The sequence below is a fragment of the Reticulibacter mediterranei genome (assembly GCF_016587455.1).
Window position 1 is genome coordinate 2,312,086 of record NZ_BNJK01000002.1, and the last position, 14,164, is coordinate 2,326,249.

Consider the following 14,164-nt stretch of genomic DNA (forward strand, 5'->3'; position numbering starts at 1 on the left):
GCCATCCCGATTAGTTGCAGATGATAATATAGAGCAGATCAGAGTGCTGATCAATGGTGCCAGGAAGTTCTTCTACACAACAACATGTGTCCTCCTCTCCATCGCGACAGGTGAGCGCGTTTCCTTTTGCGGTGGCTGATTCTCTTGTTTTTATCGATTAACTTCTTTATAATGATATAAAGGGCAGAATCACAGCAATAACTTTGTTTCACGCTGTAGCCCTCAAGATTGGCCTCTAACGATATATGAAGTGAAAGAGCATCATATTAAAGTCGTAATTCAGTGCACTTATCTTCTTTTATGCAACATATATTTTGTGTAGAGATAATAAAATAAGATGTAAAAAAGGCTTTTTATATGCATGATAGATTTATTGGGCAGGAATTTGGGAATTATCGCTTGCTGCATGTGCTTGGGCAGGGAAGCTTTGCTGTCGTGTATCTGGGCGAGCATATCTACCTCAAAAGTTTTGCCGCAATCAAAATATTACATGCGCGATTAACCAGTGATCTACAAGAAAGCTTTCTCAACGAGGCGCGTATCCTGGCGCGCCTTTCGCATATTCATGTTATACATATTCTCGATTTTGGTATAAAAGAGGGGATACCATTTCTGGTCATGGAATATGCCCCTCAAGGCACCTTGCGCCAGCGCCATCCTTCTCACAGCAAGTTGCCGCTTGCCACTGTTGCAGCATATATCAAGCAGATTAGCAATGGCCTGCACTATGCTCATGGAAAAAAGCTGATCCATCGTGATTTGAAACCCGAGAATATACTCATTGGAGAGCAAGGCGAGTTGCTCATTAGCGATTTTGGCGTAGCGCTGATTGTCCATACGGCACGCTCTTTGCACGATGCAGAAGATGTTTTCGCGGGCACGGCCCCATATATGGCTCCAGAGCAATTACGCGGTGTTCCCCAGTTTGCCAGCGATCAGTATGCATTGGGAATCATGGCCTATGAATGGCTCTGTGGAACTCGTCCTTTCCAGGGAACGATAGTCGAGCTTTACAAACAACACCTGTTTGTTCCGCCGTCGCCGCTGCGTGAGCATGTGCCACAACTCCCTTCCACTGTAGAGCAGGTCGTGCTGACTGCGTTGGAGAAAGAAGGCGACAGACGTTTTACCAATGTAAAAGCTTTCGCTGCTGCATTTGAGCGAGCTTGTCGGCAGGCAGGAACTATTCTACCCGATGCGCCGCTATTGATTTTGTCGAAGCCAGAACATCAAATATCCCCTTTATCACCAGCGCAACATGATCCTCAAATTTTAGCTTTAAAAGACCCTCAAAGCCAGTCCGATATTTTCTCTTCTACATCAGCACAAAATAGCGATACAACCCTGGTTGCGCCAGAAAGTATGTTCAAAGCTTCTTCATCAGATCCAAATGCGACAATTCCGATGGTCGATCACTCATCTCGATCTTTTCTTGGAACCAATCGCCCCCATGTTCCTCGATACAAACTGGTGCTGGGAGTCGGATTGGTCTTGCTGTTCATCCTGGGAACACTTTTGACCATGATGTTCAACGATGCGAACAGCCGCGGCAGGGAGAGATCCGGCAATGCAATTTCCGTCACCCCGACAACGATGCCACCAGCTCTTCCATCGCCATCTAAACGGTGTCGCACTGGCTCCATTTCATCGAATCCAATTTATCAGGGCAATGGTTATGCCTATAGCAATGGAGGGACATACCGCTCGACAAGTAAGTACTGTAATGGGAGAGTCTATTTTGTGTTTACCAGCGCGCCTCCTATCGCCAATACACAGGTACGTCTTTGTGTTGCCGACAACGTTTGTGGCAACTGGGTCCAATATACAAAGGTGAACAGCAAATTGCTCATTATGGAAAACTTAGCTCCTGGTACATTATTTCATCTACAATTCCGGGGCTATGGAGCGGTAGGCTCTTATACAGTCATGGGAAAACTGTATTATTAGCCTGGGATGACAGGCATATTTTCAACCCACCCTCTCAAATGAAATTCCTATTGTTTTCCAATCATAGGGCTATTGTCGGCTTTCCCAGCAGAAGATATAGTTTGTAGAAAGCAAAGGAAGAATATCAGACCGTTACTGCGACTGTATTTTTCCTGTGCTCGCTCTTTGTTCTAGCGTCTTCAGGAGGGAACTTGATGCTACTTGAAGAACAACACATTGAACAATATCGTATTATCCGCTCGTTAGGGAGCGGTAAGGTCTATCTGGCAAAGGATACGCATCTTCATCGATTGGTAACTATGAGAGTCGTCAACGCTGCGGCGCTCTCCAATATACATAATGAGTCATCTCTGGAGATCAGGCAGCTTCTACTCAAGAAACTAGGGAAAATTGCAAACCTCGATCATCCCTCTATTCTGCGCGTATATTCCTATGGTGTAGAGATTATTGATGATGTTACTTTCGCTTTTATGGTTACTCCATTTTATAGAGACTGTGCGTTTATCGACTGGCTGCAACAGCAGACGGATCGCGGTTTGCTATCTCCGCAAATGAGTGCATCTCTTATCGCTCAAGTGGCCGAGGCGCTCCAGTATGCTCATTCTCAACAAGTTATTCATCAACAGCTTGCGTTCTCAAAGCTGCTTTTACATAGGAAAGCAGTAAATTCAGACATTCCTGATTTGTGGGTAACTGGATTTGAGCCAGAACACGCCGATCAATCGAGGCTGGGCGAGCCGCTCTCGATGGCCCCCGAACAATGGCAGGGGGGAGTAGTTTCGGCGACCGATCAGTATGCTCTTGCGGTCATTGCTTATCGGCTTGTAACCGGGGAGTTTCCTTTCAAGGGTAGTCGGGAACAGGTGAAAGATCAGCATATTCATCTCCAACCGCAACCTCCGAGCCATCATAATGCAGAGCTACCACCTCTGCTTGATGCAGTTCTGCTCAAAGCGCTGGCGAAACAACCTGAAAAGCGCTTCGTCTCCGTAACAGCTTTTGCCTCTGCCTTCACGGAGGCCGCACAAAGCAAGAATGGTCTTTGCTCGACATTCGTCATGAGTAGTGGAGAGGCGCAACGAGGTATAAGCCGTAGAATTGCCCTTCCTGGGAACAGGCAGATCAATTTAATTATCCCAGCAGGTGCTTATGATGGGCAGATTATTCATCAACGTGGACAGGGCGCAGAAGATCTTTTTGTTACCATCTCTATTGATGAAACGCTGCCAGGTGTGTCCAGGGCCGTGGAAACAGATGCCGAGGCTCCTACTCTTGTGTCCAGATTGATGAAGCGAGAAGAACAGATCGAATCTCCCTATGAGGATCTCAGCAACGAACCTACGTTTCGAGAGTTTGCATCTACTGAAGTGACTTCAGCATCCGAAACGCCTATCCCTGCTATTGAGCCAGTGGCAGTCCATGACCGCAATACTGCTCCGCTTCCTGCTGTTGAGTTATTCATTGACGAGCCAACGCTTAAGAGCATCTCTTCTGCCGAAAGCGAGGCCATTGCTGCTCCTCCTGCTCATGAGGGGAAACCTTCCCATGTGTATGGGTTTGTCAATCTTCAGGCTACTCTTGCTGCTGTGAACAGCATGCAGAATGCCCTTGTCACATCTCTCGCTCCATATTTTCAGCGGTACAGAGGCACGCTGAGAGCATGGGTGAGCAGGTTCCCTGGCATAAAAAATCTGCTGATACTCCTGCTGGTCTCCCTCATTATCGTTAGCGCTGGCACCTTCATCTTTACTGAAAGCATCGATCAACAGGTAGCGGTGGCTCTTCAGGCAAGGGCGACTGCTCAAATTCGATCTGTTGCAACTTCTTTTGCCTCGACGGCAGCAGTAGAAGTCAGCGCGACAGCGACGGCTTCTTATGATCCTTATCCTCCAGGACATGGAACCCTGGTTTTCGCTGATCCGTTGCGCGATAATTCGCAAGGTCATAATTGGCAGGAGGTAGGATCATCCTGTGAATTCATGGATGATGCATATCAGGTAAGTAGCCAGAATCAGGGGATAAATACCTGCGCCGCGGCAGATTCACTGGAAAATTTTACCTATCAGGCGGAAATGATGATCACTCAAGGAGATGCTGGAGGTGTCATCTTTCGCTATGATAAAACGGGGGAGACCTTTTACTACTTCAGCGTGAGTGCAAAAGGCACCTACACACTCTACTACTCCAAAAACGGCTATAGAATTCCTATCCTGAAAACTGCAACCAGTTCTGCCATTAAGACAGGAGCGGGGCAAACCAATCTGCTCGCGGTGGTGGTGCATGGACGCAATATTGATTTATATGTGAATAAGCAGCATCTAGCGGGGATCACTGATGCAACCGTTGTCAACGGGCAGATAGGTGTTGCTGCTGAGAATAATGGAAATACTACTGAGGTCGAGTTTCAGGATGTAAAGGCCTGGAATAACTAGAGGAAGGAGCAATGAACATGTCGCAGCTTGTTAGTAGCCTACAAACCTTCTTCAAGCCCAGAGAAGTATTCATTACAGGGATCGTATGTTTGCTCGTTCTAGTGAGTCTGGGCATTTTATCGCTCGCTCAGATGCCGGACGTTGTCTCAACCAATGTTCAGGCAACCGCAGCTGTTCAGATGAAGGCGATCTCAGCGGTCTATGTTGCAACCAGCAGCGCCAGAAGTAGAGCTACTACGACCGTTCAGGCACACAGCACTGCAACTGTTCAAGTCAGAGCTACCGCCACTGCCCTGGTAATAGACTCTACCGCCACTGCTATCGCTTCAGGGAATCCGTATCCTCCCCATGGAGGGACGCTTGCTCTTGACGATACCTTACGCAACAATAGTGCTAACGCCTGGGCTGATGAGGCAAGCAAGAATGGCTCCTGCTCTTTTGTAGGAGGGACGTATCGTGCGAAATCGGTAACATCCAATATAACTTTTGGATGCCCTGGATATTATACAGAATTCAGTAATTTTGTGTACCAGGTGCAAATAACTATCCTTTCAGGTGACGAAGGAGGCATTACGTTTCGAGAGGATACGCAAGGTCATCAGTATACTTTTCTCATTCGAAGTGATGGGACATATGGATTTTACAAGTTTGAGGGCTACGGCAAAACTGTATCGCCTCTCATTTCAGGTTCAAGCTCAGCAATTAAAAAAGGCTTGAAGCAGACAAATCTGATTGCAGTTATTGCACGTGGAAAAACGATTGATCTCTATGTCAATCAGCGGCGTGTCACCAGCGTAGGTGATGGAGCTTACAGTAAAGGTGCGATAGCTGTATGTGCTTCAGCAACGGCTGGCACGACTGAGGTAGCTTTTAATAACGCGAAAGTCTGGACATTGTAAATGGTCCTGATAAAGTAGGAGGTGCTGTTTGGAGAATCTTCTTCCTTTTTTTGAAGTTTGTGGGCCAGCAGGTGAGCATTTTATTGCTGAGTTAGCAAAGAATCGAGTGAGCATCGGACGCTTTGAGCTGTATAATGATATTGCTCTCGAACCTGATCCGCAGCAACTTGTTACCCGCAAAGTGCATTGTACGATTGAGCGTGATATCGATGGTTGGTGGGTAATCGATAATGGGAGCGTAAATGGAACCTTTCTCTTGCGTGATGGGGTCATGGTACAGGTAGATGGTCGCGCACTGCTTGAGGAGGGAGATTGTATCCATATTCTGGGGATGTTGACCGAGGCGGGAGAACCGGTGTATTGGCAGATGACGTTCAGTGATCCGATGGGGACGCGTCCGGCAGGGCAACGACGGACCACGCCGCAGGCCTATCTGGAGTATGATTGGCTTCAAGCAAAGCTTTTCCGTATTGAAGGAGGCACGCGTCAGGAGATCAGCAACTTACGTCCACAGGAGCATAAGTTGATCCGCTATATGGATCAGCGTAATCGGGCAAATGGCAATATGCCTGTCATGTGTACATTTGAGGAATTGCAAACAGCTCTCTGGGGTGACGAGGTACTTCACACAGAAGCGGAGATCAATTATGTGATCTTCGGATTACGTAAAAAGCTGGAGCTAGATCAGAAGCAGCCACAATTTTTGGAAACAGTGCGTGGATTGGGCTATCGTCTGGTGACGCGCTCTATCAAGAAATAAGGGAAGAGGTCGATGTTCGTACTGAGAAGGAGGCTATTCATATCTCAGCAAAGTATGAATAGCCCACTGCGAAATCGTCAGGCTGGATGTATTGTTCTACTTATACAACCTGCTTGTCTGCTCTGCTTATAGGGTAGATTAAAGAAACTCCAGTTCGATAGAACCTTGCACTACAGCGGTCTGCCAGATCACGCGCTATCACCTGAACCTGTTCTACCGTCTCAGGGGCTGAAGTAAGCGTTATGCTCGCCTTGCCATTTTCTGCCGTGATACGTCCACCTGGCGTAGATAGGCGACCACGGCTGGTACTCATGCGCAATTCACCATTAAAGCTCTCAACAAGGTTATTTCCCTCATCGAGGACATTGAATCAACTGCTGTAATAGAGGCAAAATTGCCTGCTCACGGGCGAGCACGCGCATAGCTGTCACCTATCCAATCTTGGAGGGAATATTGATCCACTCCGACCAGCCCTCCTGTTGTGCTGTTCCCGCCTGCACGGCTCTCGCGTAGGTGTCCATGACGCTTTCCACATCCGATAGGCTCATAGTGGTCTCGTCAAAGTGAGAATGCAGATGGGTTGGTAAGTAGTGCAAACACCCAAAGGCAGAGGCAACTACCAGGAGCCGACTCTGATGCAGTATGCGGTTTTCGGCTCTCGAAAGATCTGGTCTTCTTGAGAAGGGATAGGTGCTCCAGTCACGAGTTGGGTATGCTATTATCCTCTCGACATTGCGTACAAGCATTACATCCCTGTTCCGTTCAGAAGGAGCGCAGCGGGCATAACGATCACGAGCACGCCAGAGAGGATCAGGGCCAGGCCCACTCCCTGAGCAATGCGCTCCCATCGAGGAAACATTTTTTCGGCGAAGATCACAACGGTGAGCCCTGCCATCGCTGCGACATTCATGATGCCCAGGGGGAAGAGGAGGACGCAGAGCAGCCAGGATGCTTGATGATGGCTTGACGCGTGATGGGCAAACGGGTAGCGAAGCCCACTGCTGTCCCTGAGCCTTCTTCGCATAATTGTTGAAGCAAGAGACGACGCGTGGGATCAGCGAGCGCCAGAAAGACTCGCTGCGCATGTTCATCAGTCATCACCTGTTTCTCCTCTCTGGCTTCGACGAGGTGCTTTTCCGCATCACCTCCAACAAGCAAGCACGATCGCCCCAGGACTACACAACTTCCTGGCTCTGGAGGTAGGCATGCAACCCGTTCAGGCACTCTTGCCAGCCATCCTGGTTGCCGCGATAGAGTTCCTCTGCCGGAACAGGCTGAGGCTGGGAAGCAAACCCCGACTCAACCAGCGTCAAGAGGGTCCCTTCGGCGTGTTCTTCCAGGGTAATGTCCACCAACGTACTGGGCGCGGTGGCAAACGTGATCTCGGGGTGACTAATCGCATAGGAAGGCCAGCGAAAGGCAAAACGCTGGATTGGCTCGATAACCTCGATCGCGCCAGGATAGGGGCAAGGTTTATTTTCCCAGCTAAATTGGATGGCACCACCGACGCGAAAATCCATATCACTCACCACCCCAAACCAACGAGCAAGCTGTTCTGGTTTCGTGACAGCCTCCCAGACACGTTGGCGCTGGGCAGGCAAGACCATGGTTCGTTCGATACGATCAGTAAGAGTCATTGGGTCTCCTCTCTCGTGAAACAAGATGCTCTTGTGTGTTACTCAATAGGCAACCCTTAAGTTGCCTATTGAGAGTATACCAGAAAAAGCTAAAATAGGCAACCCTGATGTTGCCTATTTTCAGGATGAGTCAGAAACAAGCGCAAGATTGGAGAAGTTGTGGGAATGGACCCGATGGCGTTGTGGAATTCCCCCGTTTTTGTGAAGTCGGAGAACCAAGAGATTGAGCACAGCAAGAGCTGGTTTGCGGAAAGCTTTGAGCCTGCTCGGATGCGCGACCAGGAGACGCAAGAGCAAAGTTTCGCTTCACGCTTCTGGGTGGAATCTGGCTTCTCTTCATGGTCTCCACAAAATTGGGTCACGATCACGAAACGGACTTGCCGTTGATCGTTACATGAGAGTACGTGAGGCTTTTGACGTTGTTCACAATACTCGTCTGATGGGCAATGTTCGTAAATGTAGAATTGGAAACTGTTACAGTACCGATTTTATCGTTGGACAATCCCTCCAAACGAACGGCATAGGGGGAACTATCAAAGCTCATGTTGCTGACATGGAACTGATCGAAGACCGGAAGATGGCTGCCACTGGTCGTATTGTTATAATCAAGGATGGCAAGGATAGCAGCTGGAGGACCGCTGGAAGTAGATTGATCAGATCTGCCGCTCCCTTTCACCGTATCCATATTGACGTTCTTGACGAATCCGCCGCGATCAGGGTTGGACTTAATATAGAGACAGGACCAGACACCACTGCCGAAGCTCGACAAATTGTAACAGTAGACGTTTTGAATGCCTCCCGTCTGCTCGCTGCCGGTCACGGCAATATTTTTCTGGCCGTGAGCGTAAATAAGCGGGGAATGGTTCATCAATTCAATACCCTGGTAACGTGTGAGTACAACAGGATACTTGCTCACATCGCCGCTAAACATGATCGTGGCACCCGAATTGAGATGCAGGTTTACATTACTCAGCAGTTGGATGGCCCCGCTCACAAAGGTTCCAGAGGGCACCACGACCTGTCCGCCACCCGCCGCGTTACAGGCAGTGGTAGCTTTCTGGAAGGCAGATGTGTTATCAGTTGAGCCATCTCCTTTGGCCCCATAGTCGGTGAGAGCGAACGTCTTGTTTGGGAAGGTAGGTACTGTGGTCTCAGAGAGAATCGTGTTGGCAGCCGACCAGGGGAGAGGGCCAGCAGCCTGGGCCTGGCTGCTGAGCAGGAATAGGGGAGAGATTGCAGTACCACTGGCAAGCACAATCCCTGCCTTGAGCATTTCCCGTCGAGATACATCCTGTGACATGTTTTTCCTCCTTGAAGCTGGTAAGCAAGAAACTGCTCACCAAACCATCCTTGACAAGATACGCAGCTAAAGTGTGGTCAAACGCGATGCAGGATTACGGCATCACTTTCAACAGGCGAGAAGCATGCGCCTTCAGCGAGGCACTGAAATGACCACTAAACGAACCAAGATTGTTGTGACTCCACAGGTCGCGCACGTTGGCAGAGCCACTGAAACCCAGATCGCTCCAGTTCGCAGTCACAGTAGCAGTGGAACTTCCCAGATTAAAAAGCGCAACCGTATAGGAACCGTCAGCATTCTTGACTTTCCAGACTTGTTGATCGCTCGCTTGCGAAACGGGGGTAGCCGGTTTCCCTGTCTGATCGACCGCAATTACTTCGTCGTTCGTCAGCAAGGAAAGTCCATAGCTATCCAGCTTCGCGATATCGTCGCCAGTATAGAGGGGAGCCGCAGAGATGGCCCAGAGAGTCGTGGTCGTCTGACGCTCATCGTTGGTAATGCCATCCATGCTTCCGTTGCCCACATCCAGAGAGTCAAGATCGTTCCAACCGCCCGGGCCTGCATATTGCGCCCATTTGGGGGCATCACTAAACCGGTGAACAATTTTGCTCCAGATAGTTAAAGCAGGCGTCGAGCAGGCAGAATAACACTCAACATCGCCTTCAATACGCCAGCTATTCGCGTTGGCCCGCCAGGTGCTAATGTTATCGATGACGACCGATGAAGAGAGCGCCAACCAGATATGGTAAGGGTTAAGTGCCTTTGCATATGCCTCGACATCCGCGCGAGTATCGTAACCTGCCACCGCCGAGCCAGGAGCCACGCCGTCGAGCTTGAGGAAATCAGCGCCCCAGGCATGAAGTTGAGCCGCCATTGAATCGATATAGGCCTGAGCACAGGACTTCGAGTAATCGATCTTGTAGGTATTCTTAAAATGGTTGCCCTCGGTTAGCGGTTGCACTGTAATGTCTTTCGCATGACAGCTCGTCCCCTTGATAGGTGTATTCTGATCTACAGCATTTTTCGGAATACCAGGGACGAGATAGAGGCCAAATTTCTGTCCATTGTGATGGACGTACGAGCCAACCGCCGCAAGATCGGGGAAACGCGTCGTATCTGGGGTCCAGCGCCCATAAGCATCAACCCCAAAGACGCCTGAAGATACCTTGTACCAGTAAGCATCAAGGTTGATGTAGGCAAAACCATGTGATTGCAATTTCTGATGCATGGCGTCAGATTGCGCTTCGACATGAGCTGCATTCAACCAGCTATTGCCATAGCCACTGACATGATTGCCAGTCAGGCTCCAACTGCTCCACCCCAGATAAGGAGTTGCTCCCAGACCATTATTAGCGGCATGAGCAACCGAGCCAGTTTGGATGTCCAGGCCAAGAACCACGAGCGAGAGAACTGCGAAGACAACGAGGAGCAAGCGAGTAAACCAATGCATGGTCGTTCGACATGGAAACATAGAACGATATCCTCCTTGAGATAGTTGTTCTGGAGCATCACGTTCTTCTCGTCACCAATACGTTCTTATGTCTAGACGACAGGTACACATAGAGATGTCCACAGCTATCTGAACAAGACACAGGAAATATAGGGCAAGAAAACGCTGTTCCAGAATCTTTGGCTCCATCTTATGAGCCAAAAAAGATGCAGCGCTGCAAAGTTCCTCAAGTTTAGCCTGAAAGAAGTACCTACTCTCCAGTTCATCCCTAATCAGAAAAGATGATCTTCTGCTGTTCTTTCTCCTAAACTTTAACTGGTGACTAAAATAAGAATAAAAGATAAAACGTTTTCTGTCAAGTAATAAACTGAGAATTATCAGCAAGATTAGATTTTTCTCAAGTTGTCGGACAAGCGCTTCGTCATTACTCATCAGTCATATTAGCATCCAAATAAAGCATTTTCGCATGCATCACCTGGATTTACGAGTGATCAGCAAGTGCTACTGACAGGGCTTTCCAATTCTCCCATCTTGCGGGAGTGCAGAGGGCTGCCGCCCTCTGCCGGGGTGCGGGGTGTCCCCAGTTTCCTTCCCTCCTTCGCGCGCCGCCTGCGACGGCGCGCGAAGGAGGGAAGGAAACTGGGGACACCCCAGACCCCGGCAGGGAGACCCTGCACCCCTTTGAGCGGAGAACTGGAAAGCCCTGGTGCTACTGACAGGGAAGTTGACAAGCTCAGCGACATAGGACATACTAACTTTATTTAGTAAATAATTTTAGGTGGAGAGAATGACGTTATGCAAGCAAGAACGCCACCCATTGACCGCAAACAAATGCAAGATATGAATCAAAATACCCTGCTCAACCTTATTCGGCAGCATGCACCCATCTCACGCCCACAACTCGTCTCACTCTCTGGTCTGAGTCCTGCGACAGTAGTGAGCCTGACGAATAAGTTGATCGAACGTGGATTCGTGCAGGAGAGTGGAGTGGCCGAGTCAACCGGAGGGCGCAAGGCAGCGCTCTTAGAAATCTGCCCGGATGCTGGCATTGCTGTTGGGCTGGCGGTGAGAGGCTTTGAAACAACTGGGGTACTGGTGAATCTGCATGGCGATATTCTGTTTGCGAAGCACAAGGAGATGACGCTGCGTCATGAACACGCACGCGGGGTCGAATTGTTAGCTGACTTCGTGATGGAGCTACTCACGCATATCGGCTGCTCGATGGCGCAAGTGATCGGGATAGGATGCGCGCTCTCTGGCTATATTGACGCACGGGGAGGACGCTGTGTGGACTCTTGGAATCTTGACTGGCACCATGTCGAGATCAGCCAGCCTCTCAGCCACCGTCTCTCGCTCCCCGTCTTCATCGATAACGATGTAAGTTGCCTTACCACCTACGAAAAACTCTTTGGACGTTGTAAAGACAGCCAGAACTTCTTTACCGTCTCGCTCGGACGTGGTGTGGGGCTGGGCCTGGTAATCAATGGGAACGTCTATCGTGGTGCGACAGGAGGAGCGGGAGAATTTGGACATACGGTGGCGGTAGCAGGTGGGCGACGCTGTGAGTGCGGGAAACGAGGCTGTCTGGAAGAATATGTATCGTATCGTGGGATTATCGCCAACTACCAGGAACACAGGGACAGCAGTTCGTTCGCTATCTCTGCAACCAATATGCAACCTGACTGGGCCATGCAACGGGAAGAGGAGATGATTCTAGAACTCCTTAAACGAGCCGATCAGGGGGATGAGGCGGCTAGACTCGCCTTTCAACAGAGCGGCGAGCGACTAGGGATAGGTCTTGCCAATCTGGTCAATGTCCTCAATCCTGAATACATTCTCCTCACCGGAGAAGGGACGATCATCGAGCGTCATCTGCTGGCACCAATGGAAGCCATGCTCCGTCAACATATTTTCTCGGAACTAGGCATCTCTTTACGCATCCTGATTGACCCATTGATGTCGTATGAAAACTGGGCACGTGGAGCCGCTGCACTTGTCCTGCACCGCTTTTTTGCCTCTCCTATCCTACCTCTACATGCTCAATAAGGCTGAAGGGATAATGTAGCTTGTGAACAGTAAAGCCAAGTAAGGTGTATACAGTTTGTGACACTGCGCCCGGTCTCTGCGACCAGCGGCTTCTCGCTTCAACGGGAGCGGATGGCAGGACTCTTCACGGTTCACAGATGTATGGTGCGGACGACGAACTCTCACAGGATCATGGATGGGGACCGATGTTCACTCTTTTTCTTTCTGATTCTCGACCAATCTGGCTTATCCCGCGAACACCTTGGCTGGGACGGATGGCATCCCCATCTCCTGATGTGTGATATGCAGGCCCTGAAGGGCTATATTCAGCGCGAGGAGGACAACGCCTCTTCGATCAATTCGCGCTGATTATTTCACGTTCACCTCAAAATTGTCGCGGCTTTGAGTTTATTTGCTGATTTACAAGCGTCAAGGAGCGTGATCCGCTTCGGTTTCAGCGTGGTGCCCACGTCGGATGGGTCATGGAGCGAACATTCAGTTGGATTTCTCGTAACAGAAGAATGAGTAAGGATTACGAGCGAAAAGTGCAGACGAGTGAAACATTGATCCAGGTGGCAATGATTCGGCTACTCCTCGCTCGTTTGGGGTGCAAGAACGAACCCGTTCCCAAACACCCTATTAAGGCGTCGACTGCTTCCAATGACCCTCGGAGATGACGTTGACGACACCATCAACTACTTGTATGGCGGTCTGATCGTCAATCAAGTATGCTGGCACCGGCATGACGGTGGCCCATCTTTCTGCGTGGGTCAGGGTATTATACGGCAGATCGGGATTATCCAGGTGCGGAAAAATCGCAAAATCAACCAGTCCCAGCGTTCTATCGCCACCGGTGGGCGGCTCCCAGCCGACGAAATGCTCCCCGATGTTGGGGGTCATCACCATGCTCCCGGCGGAGAGGCCCACATAGACCGTCTTGTACCCAAGCTCCGGCAAGAGGTCGGCCAGTCCGGATTGCCGCATCCAGTAGCACAGATACAGGGGATCGCCACCGTTCACCAGCAGGACGTCCGTCTCCCGGACCATGGGGACCCAGAGCTCTTTATCGATGCTGGGCAGTGCGGTGAGCTCCAGCACGCCCAAGGACTTCCAGCCCAATTCGCACATGGGGGTTTCGGGTTCTCGTCCGCTGACGAACCGCCATGCGTTGACGGCCCCACCGCGCTGGGCGTAGTTCGCAGTGGGGATGCAGAGGGCGCTGGACTCGGCAATCGGTTTGCCTAGGAGATCAACCAGCGCGGTGTGGATGCTCGTGTTTTTGATGCCAGCCGAGGTGAGAAGAAATTTCATGATGCCTCTCCTTGCCGATTGAATGGAAGCCGAAATACTCCTCCAGTCCCTCTCGCGAGAGACTAAAGCAGAACTCCCCAGAATGCAACGACTGCGTTTCTCATAGCGCTGAGTCGTCTGTCTCGTTGTCAGTCTTGCGCACCAAGGTCTTCAGCTCCCTTATTGCATACAAGACATTCTACCGTCTGGACCTCGCACAAAACTTCTCCTATCTTGCTCTTCTTGCCACGCAGGGTTGCCGCCGTGCATTCCCAAACACGGTCTAAGCACGTGGAGCAAGCAAACAGGAAGTTTATGCTGTCGTTCTGGTTGCCCGCTCTGCACCAAGCATGACTAAGCCCGTCAAGAGTGTTTCTCTACTGCTCATCTGGGCAAGAAACGGCTGAGTGCCAAAACCGTTCGT

12 protein-coding genes and 1 pseudogene are annotated in these 14,164 nt (G+C 50.1%); 7 read left to right on the top strand and 6 right to left on the bottom strand.

The window, feature by feature from the left end; genetic code table 11:
- Window positions 1-357 precede the first annotated feature (357 nt).
- From K3T83_RS48820 to K3T83_RS48835, 4 genes are all read left to right on the top strand, one after another.
- Window positions 358-1,947, top strand: a complete 1,590-nt coding sequence (locus K3T83_RS48820) for a serine/threonine protein kinase (RefSeq protein WP_220210408.1) — start codon at window positions 358-360, stop codon at window positions 1,945-1,947.
- A 194-nt stretch (window positions 1,948-2,141) separates the two neighbouring features.
- A complete protein-coding gene (locus K3T83_RS48825; RefSeq protein ID WP_220210409.1) occupies window positions 2,142-4,379 on the top strand; it encodes a protein kinase domain-containing protein in 2,238 nt (745 codons plus the stop codon).
- A gap of 17 nt (window positions 4,380-4,396) precedes the next feature.
- Window positions 4,397-5,278 (top strand): hypothetical protein, encoded by an 882-nt coding sequence (locus K3T83_RS48830; protein ID WP_220210410.1) that lies wholly within the window; start codon window positions 4,397-4,399, stop codon window positions 5,276-5,278.
- A 28-nt stretch (window positions 5,279-5,306) separates the two neighbouring features.
- The gene (locus K3T83_RS48835) at window positions 5,307-6,038 is read left to right on the top strand and encodes a winged helix-turn-helix domain-containing protein (RefSeq protein ID WP_220210411.1); all 732 of its coding nucleotides are present in this window, start codon (window positions 5,307-5,309) and stop codon (window positions 6,036-6,038) included.
- Between the two features lie 100 nt (window positions 6,039-6,138).
- Here K3T83_RS48835 and K3T83_RS48840 read toward each other — a convergent pair whose 3' ends face one another.
- From K3T83_RS48840 to K3T83_RS48865, 5 genes are all read right to left on the bottom strand, one after another.
- Window positions 6,139-6,351: a hypothetical protein gene (locus K3T83_RS48840; protein WP_220210412.1), complete on the bottom strand. Its 213-nt coding sequence runs from the start codon at window positions 6,349-6,351 to the stop codon at window positions 6,139-6,141.
- Between the two features lie 432 nt (window positions 6,352-6,783).
- Window positions 6,784-7,062, bottom strand: coding sequence for a copper chaperone (locus K3T83_RS48845; RefSeq protein WP_236065240.1), 279 nt, complete (start codon window positions 7,060-7,062; stop codon window positions 6,784-6,786).
- Between the two features lie 151 nt (window positions 7,063-7,213).
- Window positions 7,214-7,675 carry an SRPBCC domain-containing protein gene (locus K3T83_RS48855; RefSeq protein ID WP_220210413.1) on the bottom strand — a complete coding sequence of 154 codons (462 nt, stop codon included), beginning with the start codon at window positions 7,673-7,675 and terminating at the stop codon, window positions 7,214-7,216.
- 364 nt (window positions 7,676-8,039) lie between these two features.
- Window positions 8,040-8,975, bottom strand: a complete 936-nt coding sequence (locus K3T83_RS48860; RefSeq protein WP_220210414.1) for a glycoside hydrolase family 28 protein — start codon at window positions 8,973-8,975, stop codon at window positions 8,040-8,042.
- Between the two features lie 94 nt (window positions 8,976-9,069).
- Window positions 9,070-10,446, bottom strand: coding sequence for a glycoside hydrolase family 27 protein (locus K3T83_RS48865; protein WP_220210415.1), 1,377 nt, complete (start codon window positions 10,444-10,446; stop codon window positions 9,070-9,072).
- Between the two features lie 774 nt (window positions 10,447-11,220).
- Here K3T83_RS48865 and K3T83_RS48870 point away from each other — a divergent pair.
- The 3 genes and pseudogenes from K3T83_RS48870 to K3T83_RS48880 form a co-directional block, all read left to right on the top strand.
- The gene (locus K3T83_RS48870) at window positions 11,221-12,471 is read left to right on the top strand and encodes an ROK family transcriptional regulator (RefSeq protein ID WP_220210416.1); all 1,251 of its coding nucleotides are present in this window, start codon (window positions 11,221-11,223) and stop codon (window positions 12,469-12,471) included.
- Between the two features lie 57 nt (window positions 12,472-12,528).
- On the top strand, window positions 12,529-12,819 hold the full coding sequence (locus K3T83_RS48875) for a hypothetical protein (protein ID WP_220210417.1): 291 nt from the start codon (window positions 12,529-12,531) through the stop codon (window positions 12,817-12,819).
- Between the two features lie 107 nt (window positions 12,820-12,926).
- Window positions 12,927-13,127, top strand: a pseudogene (locus K3T83_RS48880) (transposase); the annotation flags it as partial.
- Here the strand turns inward: K3T83_RS48880 and K3T83_RS48885 are convergent.
- On the bottom strand, window positions 13,090-13,761 hold the full coding sequence (locus K3T83_RS48885) for a Type 1 glutamine amidotransferase-like domain-containing protein (RefSeq protein ID WP_220210418.1): 672 nt from the start codon (window positions 13,759-13,761) through the stop codon (window positions 13,090-13,092). The pseudogene K3T83_RS48880 and the gene K3T83_RS48885 overlap by 38 nt on opposite strands.
- Window positions 13,762-14,164 lie beyond the last annotated feature (403 nt).